Below are 14,790 nucleotides of genomic sequence, written 5' to 3' on the forward strand. Positions count from 1 at the left end.
CGGGGCTTTTTTGCCTCTCATATCCGGTGGGTCGCATTCGGTATGTTGATTGGCGCAGATCAGATATGATCTATAGGAATCAGTCTTCGAAGAGTTAAGTGAAAGAGTTCTATGCGTTGTCCCTATTGCCAATCTGAAGATACGCAAGTGAAGGATTCCCGTCCTGCCGAGGACGGTGCCGTTATTCGCAGGCGTCGTGTCTGTTCGGTCTGCGGCGGGCGCTTTACGACATTCGAACGCGTTCAGCTCCGCGACCTGATGGTCGTGAAGAAAAGCGGACGCCGCGTGCCGTTCGATCGTGACAAGCTGACCCGCTCCATCGAAGTGGCGCTGCGCAAGCGCGATGTGGACAGCGAGCGCGTCGAACGTGCGATTTCCGGAATTGTTCGCCAGCTCGAAAGTTCGGGCGAGGCGGAGGTGACGTCCGACGAGATTGGCCGTCTGGCAATGGATGCCCTCAAGGGTGTGGATGATATTGCCTATATCCGGTTTGCATCGGTCTACCGCAATTTCAGCAAGGCCGTCGATTTCCATAACGTGATCGATGAGCTGGCAGCCCCCGATTCCGAGGACGATCTGGATAGATAGGCATGATTGCACTCGAACGACCGCATTCGCAGGTGACCTCGGATGATATCCGCTTCATGGAAGCGACAATCCGCTATGCCCGCCGTCACAAGGGACTGACGGGAACAAATCCATCTGTCGGTACGCTGATCGTCAAGGACGGCATCATTATCGGGCGCGGCGTCACTGCTCTTGGCGGCAGGCCGCACGCCGAACCGCAGGCGCTTGCCGATGCAGGCGAGGCGGCGCGTGGCGCAACGGCCTATGTCACGCTGGAGCCTTGCGCTCATCATGGTCGCACGCCGCCTTGCGCCGAGGCGCTGGTGCGCGCCGGTGTGGCCCGCGTTGTCGTTGCGGCCACCGATCCGGATGATCGCGTCAGCGGCAAGGGTTTTGCCATCCTGCGCGAAGCGGGCATTGAGGTGGTGCCGGGTGTCCTTGCCGAAAAGGCCGCCAATGATCTCGCGGGCTACTTGAATCGATCTTCCAGAAAACGCCCGGAAGTGATTCTGAAACTTGCACTTTCCGCCGATGGCATGATCGGCAAAAAGGGCGAAGGACAGGTGCCGATTACCGGCCCGGCGTCGCGTGCACAGTCCCACATCTTACGGTCGCAAACCGATGTTATCCTGATTGGTATCGAAACAGCGCTTGCTGATGATCCGGTTTTGAACTGTCGCCTGCCGGGGCTGGAACAACGCTCGCCCATCCGCGTCGTGCTGGATGGCGGATTGCGGTTGCCTTTGTCCTCGAAGCTGGTTCAGTCGGCGGATTCACAGCCGCTCTGGATCGCTTGCAGCGAAGAAGCATCGCCGGAGCGGCGCTATGAACTGAAGGCGGCGGGGTGCCGTATTCTGGCAACCGAGACGGATGACTGCCGGATCGCCTTGCCGGAGCTGATGGACGATCTTGCCGCACAGGGCATTGGTTCTGTTCTTGTGGAAGGCGGCGCGGGCGTCGCCAAGAGCTTTCTGGATGAAAAGCTGGTTGACCGCCTGATCACGTTTCGCTCACCGATAGAAATTGGTACTGCCGATGGGGTTGCCGTGCCTGGTCTTGAAACCCATATCGCAGAAGAATTCAAAATTCTCAGGCAGGCGCGTTACGGTGACGATGCCTTTGCGGAATATGTAAGGAAGACTTGATGTTCACAGGCATTATTACCGATATCGGCAAGGTTGACCGGATCAAGCCGCTGAATGAAGGCGTATTGCTGCGTATCGAAACCGTCTATGACCCAGAAACGATTGAACTTGGCGCTTCGATTGCGTGTTCCGGTGTTTGCCTGACTGTTGTTGCACTGCCGGAAAAAGGCACCAATGCCCGCTGGTTTGAGGTCGAGGCATGGGAAGAGGCTCTGCGTCTCACCACCATTTCCACCTGGGAAAATGGAACAAACATCAATCTGGAGCGCTCGCTGAAGCTTGGCGACGAAATGGGCGGACATCTCGTTTCCGGCCATGTCGATGGACAGGCCGAAATCGTTGAACGCAAGGACGAGGGCGATGCAGTGCGCTTCACCCTGCGTGCGCCGGAAGAACTGGCGCCATTCATCGCCCAGAAGGGTTCGGTCGCACTGGACGGCACGTCGCTGACGGTCAACGGTGTGCACGGCAATGAATTTGACGTTTTGCTCATCCGTCATTCGCTGGAAGTGACCACATGGGGACAGCGAAAAGCGGGCGACAAGGTGAATATCGAGATCGACCAGCTCGCACGCTATGCGGCAAGGCTTGCGCAATATCGGAAATAGGCTTACAGCCTAAAATTCCAGGCTGTAAAAGCATATCCCGATTTGAGCGTTGACCGCAGGTGTTGCGGTCCGCAAAATTTGTCATGGAGTTTCTCATGTCCGATCACGAGGCGCATGCGCCGCATTTGCTTATTGTTGAAGCGCGTTTCTACGACGATCTAGCCGATGCGCTTCTTGATGGCGCAAAGGCAGCCCTTGACGACGCGGGCGCGACCTATGACGTCGTGACCGTACCGGGCGCGCTGGAAATTCCGGCAACCATTTCGTTTGCCCTCGACGGTGCAGACAATGGCGGCACCGACTATGACGGCTATGTCGCTCTTGGCACGGTTATCCGCGGCGAAACCTATCATTTCGACATCGTTGCAAATGAATCCTGCCGTGCGCTGACGGATCTCGCCGTTGAAGAAAGCCTTGCCATCGGCAACGGCATTCTGACTGTCGAAAACGACGAACAGGCATGGGTGCGCGCGCGCCGTGCCGACAAGGACAAGGGCGGTTTTGCTGCCCGCGCCGCACTGACCATGATTGACCTGCGCAAGAAATTCGGAGCCTGAATATTATGAATTCTTCCGCAGAAGGTCGCCCGACACCAAACCTGCCGCGTACAGCGAACAAGCGTGGCGTTGCCCGGCTTGCAGCCGTGCAGGCCCTCTACCAGATGGACGTTGCCGGTACGGGCGTGATGGAAGTGGTCGCAGAATACGAAGCCTTCCGCCTCGGCAAGGAAGTGGACGGCACGCAATATCTCGATGCCGATCCGCAGTGGTTCCGCGCTATCGTCGCCGGTGTTGTCGACAGCCAGCTCAAGCTCGATCCGATGATCCATCAGGCGTTGACCGAAGACTGGCCGCTGTCGCGTCTTGATTCCACGCTGCGCGCGATCCTACGTGCCGGTGCTTGGGAACTGACGACGCGCAACGATGTGCCGACCGCCGTGATCGTTTCGGAATATGTCGATATCGCCAAGGCGTTCTACACAGAAGATGAGCCGAAGCTGGTCAACGCGGTGCTGGACCGCCTTGCCTTCGTTATTCGTGGCGAAAGCCGTGGGGCCAAGCCGCGCCATTAGAGCGCGTTTCGATCTGATTGGATCAGATCGGCGCTCAAACTGTTTATTATAACGCGCATCTTTTCCGAAAACCGTTTCACACTTTTCGGGATGCGCTTTAATACCGGCTTATAGATCAGAATAAGAATAGAAAGGGCTGTGAGAAATCACAGCCCTTCTTTCATTGTATGCTGGCAAAGAACGGCTTGACGTTTGTTCAACCGTTTCGCATGTTGGTCACGCGGCATTGAGAATGACCGACTGCAAGGGAACTTTCTAATTATTTGATTTCAAGGTGTTAAGTTCCTGATGAACTATACCGTTGAAGCCCGGTAAGACGTGGTGGCTTCAGGCGCTTTCCATGCCGCTCTAATCGGCCCGGGGAGGGGTTTTCGGGCCTTCATGCGCATATGCCTGCCGTTAATTACCCAGTATCGGATGTTTATCTGAGGTCGATCTGACGGTAGCCGGCGCAAACTCAATAGGAGTTGGCCTTTATGCAAATGGGAGTGGCAGTTTTACTTCTCGTTATTGCCTGCGGCGTGGTTTCCGTTCTTTTCGCCTTCTGGTCGATCCGTTCGATCCTGGCGGCCGATCAGGGAACGCCGCGGATGCAGGAAATCGCTGGCGCCATCCGCGAGGGTGCGTCGGCCTATCTCACACGACAATATTCCACGATTGCGATTGTCGGTGTCGTCGTGTTCCTCGCCGCATGGTATTTGCTGTCGCTGAGCGCCGCCATCGGCTTTCTCATCGGCGCAATCCTGTCCGGCGTCACAGGCTTTATCGGGATGCATGTTTCGGTGCGCGCCAATGTGCGCACAGCACAGGCCGCTTCCTTGAGTCTGGCAGGCGGGCTTGAAATGGCTTTCAAGTCCGGTGCCGTTACCGGTCTTCTGGTGGCCGGTCTCGCGCTGCTGGGCGTATCCGTCTACTATTTCATTCTCACCGTCTGGCTGGGCTATGCGCCCGCCGATCGCACGGTTATCGATGCACTGGTGGCGCTCGGCTTTGGCGCATCGCTGATTTCGATCTTTGCCCGTCTCGGCGGCGGCATCTTCACCAAGGGTGCGGATGTCGGCGGCGATCTGGTTGGCAAGGTTGAAGCGGGTATTCCGGAGGACGATCCGCGCAATCCGGCAACCATAGCCGACAATGTGGGCGATAATGTCGGCGACTGCGCCGGTATGGCGGCCGATCTGTTCGAGACTTACGCCGTTACCGTGGTTGCGACCATGGTTCTGGGTGCAATTTTCTTCAACGGTTCGGACGTGCTGCCAAGCGTCATGCTCTATCCGCTGCTGATCTGCGGAGCCTGCGTGATCACGTCGATTGCCGGTACGTTCTTCGTCAAGCTTGGCGTCAACGGCTCGATCATGGGCGCGCTCTATAAGGGCCTGATCGTAACGGGTCTCTTGTCCATAATCGGGCTTGGGGTTGCCAACACGCTGACAATTGGCTGGGGCGAAATCGGCACCGTGGCCGGAAAGAGTATTACCGGCACCAATCTGTTCATTTGCGGTCTGATCGGTCTCATTGTGACGGGCCTGATCGTGGTGATCACCGAATATTATACCGGCACCAACAAGCGCCCGGTCAATTCCATCGCGCAGGCTTCCGTGACGGGGCATGGCACGAATGTCATTCAGGGCCTTGCCGTTTCGCTGGAATCAACCGCATTGCCCGCCATCGTAATCGTTGGCGGCATTATCAGCACCTACCAGCTGGCAGGCCTCTTCGGTACGGCCATTGCGGTCACGGCTATGCTGGGCATTGCCGGTATGATCGTGGCGCTCGATGCCTTTGGACCGGTGACAGACAATGCCGGTGGTATTGCGGAAATGGCCGGTCTCGATCCGGAAGTGCGCAAGTCCACCGATGCGCTGGATGCTGTCGGCAATACGACCAAGGCTGTGACCAAGGGCTATGCCATCGGTTCGGCGGGTCTGGGTGCTCTGGTGCTGTTCGCAGCCTATTCTAACGACCTTGCTTACTTCGCGGCCAACGGCCAGACTTATCCCTATTTCGCGGATATGGGACCGGTGTCGTTCGATCTGTCCAATCCCTATGTGGTGGCAGGTCTGATCTTCGGCGGTCTGATTCCGTACCTGTTCGGCGGCATGGCCATGACGGCTGTGGGGCGCGCAGGCGGGGCGGTGGTGCAGGAAGTTCGTCGCCAGTTCAAGGAAAAGCCGGGCATCATGACCGGCAAGGAACGCCCGGACTATGCGCGCGCGGTCGATCTTCTGACCAAAGCGGCAATCCGTGAGATGATCATCCCGTCGCTTCTGCCGGTGCTGGCGCCGCTTGTGGTCTATTTCGGCGTGCTGCTGATTTCAGGCTCCAAGGCTGCGGCTTTTGCAGCGCTCGGCGCATCGCTACTCGGCGTTATCGTCAACGGGCTGTTTGTGGCCATTTCCATGACCTCCGGTGGTGGTGCATGGGACAATGCCAAGAAGAGCTTCGAGGATGGCTTTACCGACGCCGATGGTGTGAAGCACCTGAAGGGTTCGGAGGCACACAAGGCTTCGGTAACGGGCGATACGGTTGGCGATCCCTATAAGGATACCGCTGGTCCTGCCGTCAACCCGGCGATCAAGATCACCAATATCGTCGCACTTCTGTTGCTTGCAGTGCTGGCGCATATGGCTTGATTAGTTTCACATTCCGAAAACAGAAAACCCGCCGAGAGGCGGGTTTTCTTTTGGGTAACATATTGCGGCGATTAGCTGCCGCCAGGACCGCCTGCACCGGCGCCCGGCACGGAGGTCGGGGCCTTGGAAACGCCCTGGATAACCTGACCGAGGAAGGTCTGATCCTTGCCGCCGGTTGGCGTGGTACGCGATACGAAATCGAACAGTTTGCCGTCCTTCATGCCGTAATTCGCGATATTCTGAACCTTGCCGTCCTTGTCGAAATAGATCGCAAGAATCTGGCGGTCGACCAGCTTCGGCTTCATGAACTGGGCTGCACGATGACGCTTCTGCGAAATGTAATAGAACACTTCATTGTCGAAGGTCGCGGTGGTCGATGGCGTGCCGAGCGCAAGCAGAACCTGCTCGCGGCTGGAGCCGACCGGCACCGAATCAAGTGCCTGCTGATCGAGCACATAGCCTTCGGTCAGCGTTTCGGACGGGTTAAGCGTGGATGCGGTGTTGCATCCGACCAGTGCGGCCGAAAACAGAATTGCCGTACCAGCCAGAAGAGCACGCTGCTTGCGTGCACCTGATGATGCGCCGGAACGCACAGTTGAGAAAATCCGCTGCAACAAAGACCTCTCCATAATTCTATTATCAGCGCGGCACTTTCGCCGTCGGGAGAACTTCGGTAAACCACCTTGCTTCTATATGCAACTGGAACGGTCGTACAGGGATGATTCTCCAACTTTTCCGCCGCAAATCGAAGGCCAATGAGGCTATCGTGCTTCGCGTTTACGAGGCGATCGTGGCAGCGGCGCGGCAAAAACGGTTTTATGCACAATTTCATGTGCCGGATACGCCACTTGGCCGGTATGAGATGTTGTCGGTGCATATCTTCCTGACGCTGCATCGTATGCGGGGCGATAATCCTGCACTGATGGCAGTCGCTCAGGAGGTGGCCGACGAGTTTTTCAAGGATGTCGACCACTCGCTGCGCGAACTGGGAATCGGCGATCAGGGCGTTCCAAAACGCATGAAAAAACTTGCCCGCATGTTTTATGGTCGTGTGGCGACCTATGGTGCGGCGCTCGATACCGACGATGCGGAGGCGCTTGCAGCCGCGTTGACGCGAAATATTCGGCCTGATCTGGAATTCTGGCCACAAGCTCGCCATTTAGGCGAATATGTTCTGCGTTGTCGCGACCGGTTGCGCGCAATCGACGATAGTACACTGGTGGCTGGCGAGATTTCCTTTATGGATGCCGACGATCTGGCGCTGACGCATGACAATACCGAAGAGGCAAAACAAAATGACTGACAAACCGGCGCTGAGCTATCCCGTTCCGGTTCTGCATCTGGCCCAGAAGGGCGTGACAGTAACAATCGGCACCGATGAGAAGGAGCGCGCCGCGCTTGCCGCGAGCCATGCGCTTGAAGCCGTGAACGCGTTTTCGGCTGAATTTCTGCTGACGCCGTGGAAAAAGGACGGCATTCGCGTGCGCGGACGCATCGACGCCGAAATCGTGCAGGCCTGCGTCACCACGCTGGAACCGCTAACCAATGTGATTGCGGAAGAAGTCGATACGATCTTCGTGCCGGAAAATTCGCGTCTGGCCCGGGTTCAGCTCGACGAAAGTGGTGAAACGCTGCTGGATGCCGATGGTGCCGATAGTCCGGAAACCTTTGTCGGGGACCGGATCGATGTTGGCGCGGTCGCCGAAGAGTTCTTCGAACTGGCAATCGATCCTTATCCGCGCAAGCCCGGTCTGCCGGACGATGCCGAACCTAAGACCTTTGGGGATGCGGATGATGAGGATGACAAGCCTGAATCGCCCTTCGCAAAGCTGTCGGAATGGCGCAAGAAGCCGTGATCAATGGTGATTTGCGTCCGGTTTGACAGAATATTGTTGTACGGCAACGTAAAACCACTATTTTCGCCAAAAACCCTGCCGCGTCTTGAGCGCGGCCCGGGAGCAGGGATCGAACAGGAATAATCAAGAGTGGTAAAAATATCGATTGACGCGATGGGCGGTGATTTCGGTCCTGAAGTGGTCGTCCCCGGCGCGGCAAAGGCGCTTGAGCGCCATCCCGACATGCGTTTTATCTTTTTCGGTTTGGCCGGACAGGTTGAGCCGGTGCTGGCACGCTTTCCGAAGTTGCAGTCCGCATCCGAGTTTCGTGCGTGTGAAGTTGCCATTGGTATGGACGACAAGCCCAGCCAGGCTCTGCGCAACGGGCGCGGCAAGTCCACGATGTGGAAGGCCATTGAGGCCGTGAAAACCGGCGAAGCCGATGCCTGCGTGTCTGCTGGCAATACGGGCGCGCTCATGGCCATGTCGAAATTCTGCCTGCGGATGATGTCGGATGTTGAACGTCCGGCGCTTGCGGGCATCTGGCCGACGCTGCGCGGTGAAAGCATTGTACTGGATGTTGGCGCGACCATCGGTGCCGATGCACGCCAGCTGGTCGATTACGCCGTGATGGGCGCTGGCATGGCGCGGGCGCTGTTTGAAGTGCGCAAGCCGACGGTCGGCCTGCTGAATGTCGGCACGGAAGAGGTCAAGGGTCTCGACGAGATCAAGGAAGCCGGTCAGATCCTGCGCGATACGCCGCTGGACGGTCTGGAATATTCCGGCTTCGTGGAAGGCAACGACATTGGCAAAGGTAGCGTCGATGTTGTGGTGACCGAAGGCTTCACCGGCAATATCGCGCTCAAGGCTGCCGAAGGCACGGCGCGTCAGATGGCGACATTGCTCCGTCAGGCCATGACCCGCACTTTGCTGGCCAAGATCGGCTATGTTTTTGCCAAGGGCGCTTTTGATCGCCTGCGCGAAAAGATGGACCCGAACAAGGTCAATGGCGGTGTGTTCCTTGGCTTGAGCGGCATCGTCATCAAGAGCCATGGCGGCGCGAGTGCCGAAGGTTTCTGCTCGGCGGTTGAAGTGGGTTACGACATGGTGCGCAATCGTCTTCTGGAGAAGATTGAAGCCGATCTGGCGCATTTTCACCACAGTCACCCGCATGTTTCGTCCAGTGAAGGCGGCGAAGCGGCCAAATAATTATTGCCCCTCTGGTGGGCGCGGATTTCGACGGTGCGGGCAACAGCCTCGTTCCGTTCGTATATGAGGACAGGAATAAAAAATGATACGATCTGTCGTGCGGGGTATCGGTTCGGCATTGCCGAAGCGGGTCATGAAAAACACCGACTTTGAGGGTGTCATAGAGACCTCGGACGAATGGATCGTGCAGCGCACGGGCATTCGCGAACGCCATATTGCAGGCGATGATGAAACCACGGTTTCGCTGGGTGCTGCCGCCGCGCGCGCCGCAATCGAAAATGCTGGCCTGCAGCCATCGGATATCGATCTCGTTCTGGTCGCCACCTCCACGCCGAACAACACGTTCCCGGCCAGCGCTGTGGAAATCCAGCGTGAGCTTGGCATCACCTCGGGCTTCGCTTTTGACATGCAGGCCGTGTGCAGCGGCTTCATCTATGCCATTACGACAGCCGATCTTTATATCCGCGGCGGCATGGCCGAGCGCGTTCTGGTCATCGGCGCGGAAACCTTCTCGCGTATTCTCGACTGGACCGACCGCACGACCTGCGTTCTGTTCGGTGATGGTGCGGGCGCTGTGGTGCTGGAAGCTGCCGAAGGCAAGGGTCTGACTTCGGACCGTGGTGTTCTGGCTGCAAATCTGCGCTCGGACGGCAGCCACAAGGAAAAGCTCTATGTGGATGGTGGTCCTTCGACGACGCAGACCGTCGGCCACCTGCGCATGGAAGGCCGCGAAGTCTTCAAACACGCTGTGGGTATGATCACCGACGTTATTGAAGCTTCTTTCGCGGAAACAGGCCTTACGGCAGACGATATCGACTGGTTTGTGCCGCATCAGGCCAACAAGCGCATCATCGACGCTTCGGCCAAGAAGCTGAATATCGCCGAAAGCAAGGTCGTCATCACTGTCGACCGGCACGGCAACACCTCGGCTGCATCGGTGCCGCTGGCGCTGGCGACCGCCGTTGCGGACGGCCGGATCAAGAAGGGCGATCTCGTGCTTCTTGAAGCCATGGGCGGCGGTTTTACCTGGGGTGCGGTTTTGCTGCGCTGGTAAGCCAAATCCCCCAAAACAGGGGCGCTCTGTCACGTTCGGAATCGGATCGGAAAAGAAAAGCAATAAAATTGATCCGCCGCGAGGGTACTCGCGGCTTGACCGAGCCGCTTTTATTTGTGTAACGTCCTGTCACGTAAGGATATTATCTGTTCAAACGCTAACCAGGTGGGTTCGGTTATGGGAGGTAAAACGGTCACGCGGGCTGATCTGGCAGAGGCTGTTTACCGTAAGGTCGGTCTTTCCAGAACGGAGTCGGCGGCTTTGGTCGAGATGATTCTCGACGAGGTCTGTGACGCAATCGTCAATGGCGAAACAGTGAAGCTGTCGTCATTTGCCACTTTTCAGGTCCGCGACAAGAACGAGCGTATCGGTCGCAATCCGAAGACCGGTGAAGAAGTGCCAATTCTTCCGCGACGCGTGATGACCTTCAAGGCTTCGAATGTTCTCAAGCAGCGCATTCTGCAGGAACATCAGAAGCGCGAAACCAAGAGCAAATAATTCGGATCGATGCCGCCCCATATTCTCCGGGCGGCATTTGTTTTTCAGCTCAGGTGTTAAATACGGCGGCTTGCGCGTTCTGGCGCATGATAGGCTGTGATGGCTTTTAGGCTGCCGTCTATTTCTTGTTATAGCGGATAGGTGGTCTGCTTCGCCGGAAGGCGTCGCGGTCTAACCCGCTATTGCCCGCGTCCTTCCCAAAAACCGGTTGTTGGGCCGCATCCATGTGAAGGGATGCGTATAAAGCTCTGATATTATATAATGGATATAGTGGAACGAATCATTTCGCTAATATTCGAATCCGAGAGCGCATAGGCTTTTCGGAAAGAGTTTCAGCGTGAAACGCCATCGGGTTTCAATCGGCGTTCGGACAGTATAAGTAGGCCACGGTTTTTGAAAAGCTGGTGGCATTCCGCCTTATTGTCACTGTCTGCGTATCGTGCGGACCGCAAGTGGAATTTCAAAGCCTATATGGATCGCTCGATGAGCGGGCCGTTGCTGCTGGAAAGGGCAGGTGGATGGATAAAAGCCCTGATGCATTCAGGACGATCAGTGAGGTTGCGGAGGATCTCGATCTTCCCCAGCATGTGCTGCGTTTCTGGGAAACGCGCTTTACACAGATCAAGCCGATGAAGCGTGGCGGCGGCCGCCGCTATTATCGTCCAATCGATGTCGAGCTGCTCAAGGGCATTCGCCATCTGCTCTACGATCAAGGTTATACGATCAAGGGCGTGCAGCGTCTGCTGCGCGAAAACAATCCGCAGTTCATCATTGCGCTCGGCAATGGCGATGTGCAGGCCATTGAAGTCATCTCGCGCCAGAAGCAGGCTGCGGCTGACAAACGTGCTGCGGAAGAAGCTGCCGATAATGAAATGGCGCTTCCAAGTGGCATCAAGGCCCCGCAGCCCTCGCGCAAGCTGTTTGGTTTGCTGAAGGGCGAGGATGACGGCCCCATTGGCGCCGATGGCAAGCGCCCGTCCAAGGACAATCGCTCGCTTTTGCAGGAAGCGCTTTTCGATCTTCTGGAATGCAAGCGATTGCTGGATCAGGTGCGCTGAGCCAAGTAGAAAGTGAAAAGGGAGGCTGGAGCCTCCCTTTCTTTTTACGGTGTTAGCTGGACGAGAGTTTCAGTCCGATGATGCCCGCGAGAATGAGCATGACGCTCGCAACGCGGAAGAAGCTTGCAGCTTCCCCAAGAATGAAGATGCCGACGACGAAAGCGCCGACTGCGCCGATACCGGTCCAGATCGCATAGGCCGTGCCAAGAGGCAGGCTGCGCATGGCGATTGAAAGCAGCAGAAAACTGCCGATCATTGTGACCAGTGTGATGATGCTGGGCGTCAGAAGGGAGAAGCCTTCCGACTTTTTCATGAAGAATGCCCAGACGACTTCAAGGATGCCGGCGATAGCCAGATAGACCCATGCCATTGTGAATGCTCCATATTTGGAAATGGGTAAAATCAGAGACTTAGACTGTTTCGATGAATCAGTTTCTAAAGGTCAGATGTGGTTCGCGCTGCCTGTTGCGAGAACGTGAATCGCACGAAATCGCCAAGGCTGGCCGCGTGGCCGCCAATAAGTCTGGACCTGACGATATGCTGGATGGCGAATTGTTCGATTGGCCGTGACATAGGATACTCCTATGGGGCCGTCCCCTATGCGAACACAGGCGCGGGTCGTCCCGCGCGCCATCTAGATAAGGTCTTGGTTGTCTTGTGGCAAGGTGCATACGAGATAATCCTGCCAACATAAACTTGATCGCCACAGTCGTAGATTGGCGTTTATTTTCGGTTATCCTGTCATTCTTACTCACAATTATGCCGGGAGATCGATCGATGACCATCTCAAGACGTAATTTTATTGTTGCAGCATCTGCTGCCGGTGCGGGAATGGCGCTTTCGCCGCTGGACCTCGCCAGAGCAGCAGCCGACACGGGCAGTTCCAACGTGCAAAAGCCGTCACAAGTTGAAAATCCGGGTTTCCATCGCTTCCAACTGGGCGAGTTCGAAATCACCACGCTGTCCGATGGACGCCGGGCAGGTGAAGCGCCCGAGAAAACCTATGCGATCGATCAGGATCCGAAGGAAGTCGCGGCACTGCTTGAAGAGAACATGTTGCCAGCCGACCGGTTCGTGAACAGCTTTACGCCTGTGCTGATCAATACTGGCAAGGACCTTGTCCTTTTCGATACGGGCATGGGTGCCGGGGCGCGCGCAAACGGGCAGGGCAAACTTATCAGTGCACTGGAGGCTTCGGGTTACAAGGCCTCGGATGTTTCGCTCGTGGTGCTGAGCCATTTCCATGGCGACCACATTGGCGGTTTGATGGATGACGGAAAACCTGCCTTCGCCAATGCGCGTTATGCGGCTGGACAGAAAGAGTTCGATTTCTGGACAGACCCAGCACGGCTGGACAGCCCGATGAAGGGCGGTGCCGAGCTTGTCGGCAAGAATGTGAAGCCACTGGTCGAGAAGACGACGTTTCTGGAAGACAACAGCGAAGTCGTGTCAGGCATTCATGCTCTGGCAGCGTTCGGGCATACACCCGGCCATTTGATATTCCGCGTCGAATCCGGCGGCAAACAGTTGATGCTGATCTCGGATACCGCCAATCATTTTGTCATCACTTTACAGCGGCCCGAATGGCATGTGGCCTTCGATGTGGACAAGGAGACTGCCGTCACGACGCGCAAGCGCGTCTTCGACATGCTGGCGACCGAACGGCTGCCGTTCATCGGCTATCACATGCCGTTCCCGTCCGTGGCCTATCTGGAGAAGCATGGTGCGGGCTACCGCTATGTTCCGGAAACTTACCAGTTGCAGGACAAGTAGTCCCGATCAGCGTCCGCCTGCGACATCGATAAACGAGCCGGTCGTGTAGCCGGGGGCGTCGTTGAGCAGCCAATAGATGGCTTCCGCGACTTCCTCGGCTTTTCCGGCTCGTCCCATCGGGGTTCCGGCACCCAGCTGTACAGCACGGTCGGGATTGCCGCCGCTGGCGTGGATTTCCGTTTCGATCAGTCCGGGGCGGACCGCATTGACGCGGATGCCCTTGGGCGCAAGCTCACGCGACAGACCGATGGTCAATGTATCGAGCGCACCCTTCGCACCTGCGTAATCGACATATTCGAATGGTGAACCGAGCTTTGCTGCCATTGAGGAAACAATGACGATGGAACCGCCCGGCTGAAGGCGACGTGCTGCTTCGCGTGCGCAGAGATAGGTGCCGTAGACATTCACGTCGAACATGGTGCGCAGGCGTTCCGCACTCATGTCAGCAAGCGGCATGGTCTGCGCGACGATACCTGCATTGAGCACGACGCCCTGCAGTGCGCCGAACGCCTGCTCTGCGCGATTATAGATGGAAAGCACATCCTCTTCGCGCGAAATATCACCTTGCAGCGCGATGGCCTCAACGCCCGCACGTTTCAAGCTATCTGTGGTTTCTGCTGCGGCTGCGGCATTTCCAGCGTAATTGAGAGCTATGGACCAGCCGTCTGCTGCACAGCGCAACGCGGTTGCCTTGCCGATGCCACGGCTGCCGCCGGTAATCAGAACGTTTTTCAAGCTTGAACTCCTCCGCATTTTTCATGGCGGAGTTAAAACGTTTTGATGCTCTCCGCAAAGCGGAAATTGTGAAGATAAAACAATAAGGGGAAGGGAAAATGGTCGGAGCGGCGGGATTCGAACCCACGACCCCTTGACCCCCAGTCAAGTGCGCTACCGGGCTGCGCTACGCTCCGAGCCGGGGAAAGCCTTAGAATGCAAAGGAATTTTCCGCAAGCCCTAAAAGTGGCGAAAAGGCAAAATGCGCACAATTGATCTCTGGAAAACTACCAGTATTGCTTAGGTCCGTGGTGCGAGCAGGATGATGCAGGTGCCTGCCAGAGCCACGCATGCGCCGGTGATATCCCAGCGGTCCGGCTTTGCGCCTTCAGCCACCCATATCCACACAATGGACGCGACGATGTAGATGCCGCCATAGGCCGCATAGGCGCGGCCCGCCGTATCGCTCTCGATCAACGTCAGGAAATAGGCAAAGAGCGCCAGCGAAGCCATGCCGGGGATGAGCCAGAGCGGTGATTTGTCGAGCTTCAGCCAGGCCCAGAAGGCGAAGCAACCGGCGATTTCGCAGACTGCGGCGGCGGCGTAGATGATGAACTGCAAGGT

18 protein-coding genes and 1 tRNA gene are annotated in these 14,790 nt (G+C 56.9%); 14 read left to right on the forward strand and 5 right to left on the reverse strand.

Going from position 1 to position 14,790, the window contains the following annotated elements; all coding sequences use genetic code 11:
* The first annotated feature begins 111 nt into the window (after positions 1–111).
* The 6 genes from nrdR (at position 112) to QBD01_RS05610 (ending at position 6,025) form a co-directional block, all read left to right on the forward strand.
* Positions 112–588, forward strand: a complete 477-nt coding sequence (nrdR, locus tag QBD01_RS05585; protein WP_280991926.1) for a transcriptional regulator NrdR — start codon at positions 112–114, stop codon at positions 586–588.
* Between the two features lie 2 nt (positions 589–590).
* Positions 591–1,712, forward strand: coding sequence for a bifunctional diaminohydroxyphosphoribosylaminopyrimidine deaminase/5-amino-6-(5-phosphoribosylamino)uracil reductase RibD (gene ribD / locus QBD01_RS05590; protein ID WP_280991927.1), 1,122 nt, complete (start codon positions 591–593; stop codon positions 1,710–1,712).
* Positions 1,712–2,320: a riboflavin synthase gene (locus QBD01_RS05595; RefSeq protein ID WP_280991928.1), complete on the forward strand. Its 609-nt coding sequence runs from the start codon at positions 1,712–1,714 to the stop codon at positions 2,318–2,320. The genes ribD and QBD01_RS05595 overlap by 1 nt, the downstream gene beginning before the upstream one ends.
* A 95-nt stretch (positions 2,321–2,415) precedes the next feature.
* Entirely contained in the window at positions 2,416–2,877 is a 462-nt protein-coding gene (locus QBD01_RS05600; protein WP_280991929.1) for a 6,7-dimethyl-8-ribityllumazine synthase, read from the forward strand.
* Between the two features lie 5 nt (positions 2,878–2,882).
* Entirely contained in the window at positions 2,883–3,392 is a 510-nt protein-coding gene (gene nusB / locus QBD01_RS05605) for a transcription antitermination factor NusB (RefSeq protein ID WP_280991930.1), read from the forward strand.
* A 476-nt stretch (positions 3,393–3,868) separates the two neighbouring features.
* Positions 3,869–6,025 (forward strand): sodium-translocating pyrophosphatase, encoded by a 2,157-nt coding sequence (locus QBD01_RS05610; protein ID WP_151591227.1) that lies wholly within the window; start codon positions 3,869–3,871, stop codon positions 6,023–6,025.
* Positions 6,026–6,096: 71 nt separating this feature from the next.
* Here the strand turns inward: QBD01_RS05610 and QBD01_RS05615 are convergent, their stop codons facing one another.
* Entirely contained in the window at positions 6,097–6,654 is a 558-nt protein-coding gene (locus QBD01_RS05615) for an outer membrane protein assembly factor BamE (protein ID WP_138785865.1), read from the reverse strand.
* Between the two features lie 89 nt (positions 6,655–6,743).
* Between QBD01_RS05615 and QBD01_RS05620 the strand changes: the two genes are divergently transcribed.
* The 6 genes from QBD01_RS05620 to QBD01_RS05645 all read left to right on the forward strand — a co-directional run bounded on the left by QBD01_RS05620 (position 6,744) and on the right by QBD01_RS05645 (position 11,679).
* Positions 6,744–7,328 (forward strand): ubiquinol-cytochrome C chaperone family protein, encoded by a 585-nt coding sequence (locus tag QBD01_RS05620; RefSeq protein WP_182520219.1) that lies wholly within the window; start codon positions 6,744–6,746, stop codon positions 7,326–7,328.
* Entirely contained in the window at positions 7,321–7,881 is a 561-nt protein-coding gene (locus tag QBD01_RS05625) for a DUF177 domain-containing protein (protein ID WP_280991931.1), read from the forward strand. Before QBD01_RS05620 ends, QBD01_RS05625 begins: the two co-directional genes overlap by 8 nt.
* A 129-nt stretch (positions 7,882–8,010) precedes the next feature.
* Positions 8,011–9,069, forward strand: a complete 1,059-nt coding sequence (plsX, locus tag QBD01_RS05630) for a phosphate acyltransferase PlsX (RefSeq protein WP_280991932.1) — start codon at positions 8,011–8,013, stop codon at positions 9,067–9,069.
* Positions 9,070–9,151: 82 nt separating this feature from the next.
* A complete protein-coding gene (locus tag QBD01_RS05635; protein WP_078340511.1) occupies positions 9,152–10,123 on the forward strand; it encodes a beta-ketoacyl-ACP synthase III in 972 nt (323 codons plus the stop codon).
* A 177-nt stretch (positions 10,124–10,300) separates the two neighbouring features.
* Positions 10,301–10,621, forward strand: coding sequence for an integration host factor subunit alpha (locus tag QBD01_RS05640; RefSeq protein ID WP_078340512.1), 321 nt, complete (start codon positions 10,301–10,303; stop codon positions 10,619–10,621).
* 518 nt (positions 10,622–11,139) lie between these two features.
* Complete coding sequence (locus QBD01_RS05645; protein WP_109368739.1) at positions 11,140–11,679, forward strand: MerR family transcriptional regulator; 540 nt, start codon at positions 11,140–11,142, stop codon at positions 11,677–11,679.
* Positions 11,680–11,731: 52 nt separating this feature from the next.
* Here QBD01_RS05645 and sugE read toward each other — a convergent pair whose 3' ends face one another.
* Positions 11,732–12,049 (reverse strand): quaternary ammonium compound efflux SMR transporter SugE, encoded by a 318-nt coding sequence (gene sugE, locus QBD01_RS05650; protein WP_078340514.1) that lies wholly within the window; start codon positions 12,047–12,049, stop codon positions 11,732–11,734.
* Between the two features lie 53 nt (positions 12,050–12,102).
* On the opposite strand from sugE, the gene QBD01_RS05655 reads away from it, so the two are divergent.
* Positions 12,103–12,249 carry a hypothetical protein gene (locus QBD01_RS05655; RefSeq protein ID WP_280991933.1) on the forward strand — a complete coding sequence of 49 codons (147 nt, stop codon included), beginning with the start codon at positions 12,103–12,105 and terminating at the stop codon, positions 12,247–12,249.
* 207 nt (positions 12,250–12,456) lie between these two features.
* Complete coding sequence (locus QBD01_RS05660; RefSeq protein WP_280991934.1) at positions 12,457–13,452, forward strand: MBL fold metallo-hydrolase; 996 nt, start codon at positions 12,457–12,459, stop codon at positions 13,450–13,452.
* A gap of 6 nt (positions 13,453–13,458) precedes the next feature.
* On the opposite strand, the gene QBD01_RS05665 is transcribed toward QBD01_RS05660, so the two are convergent.
* The 3 genes from QBD01_RS05665 to QBD01_RS05675 form a co-directional block, all read right to left on the reverse strand.
* On the reverse strand, positions 13,459–14,187 hold the full coding sequence (locus QBD01_RS05665) for an SDR family oxidoreductase (RefSeq protein ID WP_280991935.1): 729 nt from the start codon (positions 14,185–14,187) through the stop codon (positions 13,459–13,461).
* A 99-nt stretch (positions 14,188–14,286) separates the two neighbouring features.
* A tRNA-Pro gene (locus tag QBD01_RS05670) sits at positions 14,287–14,363 on the reverse strand.
* Positions 14,364–14,466: 103 nt separating this feature from the next.
* A complete protein-coding gene (locus QBD01_RS05675; protein WP_280991936.1) occupies positions 14,467–14,787 on the reverse strand; it encodes a YnfA family protein in 321 nt (106 codons plus the stop codon).
* Positions 14,788–14,790: the final 3 nt, after the last annotated feature.

The organism is Ochrobactrum sp. 19YEA23 (genome assembly GCF_029909865.1).
Lineage (GTDB): Bacteria > Pseudomonadota > Alphaproteobacteria > Rhizobiales > Rhizobiaceae > Brucella > Brucella gambitense.

Bases quoted from the DNA above. Each gene is read 5' to 3' on its own strand.
- nrdR (WP_280991926.1), top strand. From the start codon at position 112: ATGCGTTGTCCCTATTGCCAATCTGAAGATACGCAAGTGAAGGATTCC.
- QBD01_RS05595 (WP_280991928.1), top strand. From the start codon at position 1,712: ATGTTCACAGGCATTATTACCGATATCGGCAAGGTTGACCGGATCAAG.
- QBD01_RS05635 (WP_078340511.1), top strand. From the start codon at position 9,152: ATGATACGATCTGTCGTGCGGGGTATCGGTTCGGCATTGCCGAAGCGG.
- QBD01_RS05610 (WP_151591227.1), top strand. From the start codon at position 3,869: ATGCAAATGGGAGTGGCAGTTTTACTTCTCGTTATTGCCTGCGGCGTG.
- QBD01_RS05620 (WP_182520219.1), top strand. From the start codon at position 6,744: ATGATTCTCCAACTTTTCCGCCGCAAATCGAAGGCCAATGAGGCTATC.
- ribD (WP_280991927.1), top strand. From the start codon at position 591: ATGATTGCACTCGAACGACCGCATTCGCAGGTGACCTCGGATGATATC.
- sugE (WP_078340514.1), bottom strand. From the start codon at position 12,049: ATGGCATGGGTCTATCTGGCTATCGCCGGCATCCTTGAAGTCGTCTGG.
- QBD01_RS05625 (WP_280991931.1), top strand. From the start codon at position 7,321: ATGACTGACAAACCGGCGCTGAGCTATCCCGTTCCGGTTCTGCATCTG.
- QBD01_RS05645 (WP_109368739.1), top strand. From the start codon at position 11,140: ATGGATAAAAGCCCTGATGCATTCAGGACGATCAGTGAGGTTGCGGAG.
- nusB (WP_280991930.1), top strand. From the start codon at position 2,883: ATGAATTCTTCCGCAGAAGGTCGCCCGACACCAAACCTGCCGCGTACA.
- QBD01_RS05600 (WP_280991929.1), top strand. From the start codon at position 2,416: ATGTCCGATCACGAGGCGCATGCGCCGCATTTGCTTATTGTTGAAGCG.
- QBD01_RS05615 (WP_138785865.1), bottom strand. From the start codon at position 6,654: ATGGAGAGGTCTTTGTTGCAGCGGATTTTCTCAACTGTGCGTTCCGGC.
- QBD01_RS05660 (WP_280991934.1), top strand. From the start codon at position 12,457: ATGACCATCTCAAGACGTAATTTTATTGTTGCAGCATCTGCTGCCGGT.
- QBD01_RS05640 (WP_078340512.1), top strand. From the start codon at position 10,301: ATGGGAGGTAAAACGGTCACGCGGGCTGATCTGGCAGAGGCTGTTTAC.
- QBD01_RS05655 (WP_280991933.1), top strand. From the start codon at position 12,103: ATGAATCAGTTTCTAAAGGTCAGATGTGGTTCGCGCTGCCTGTTGCGA.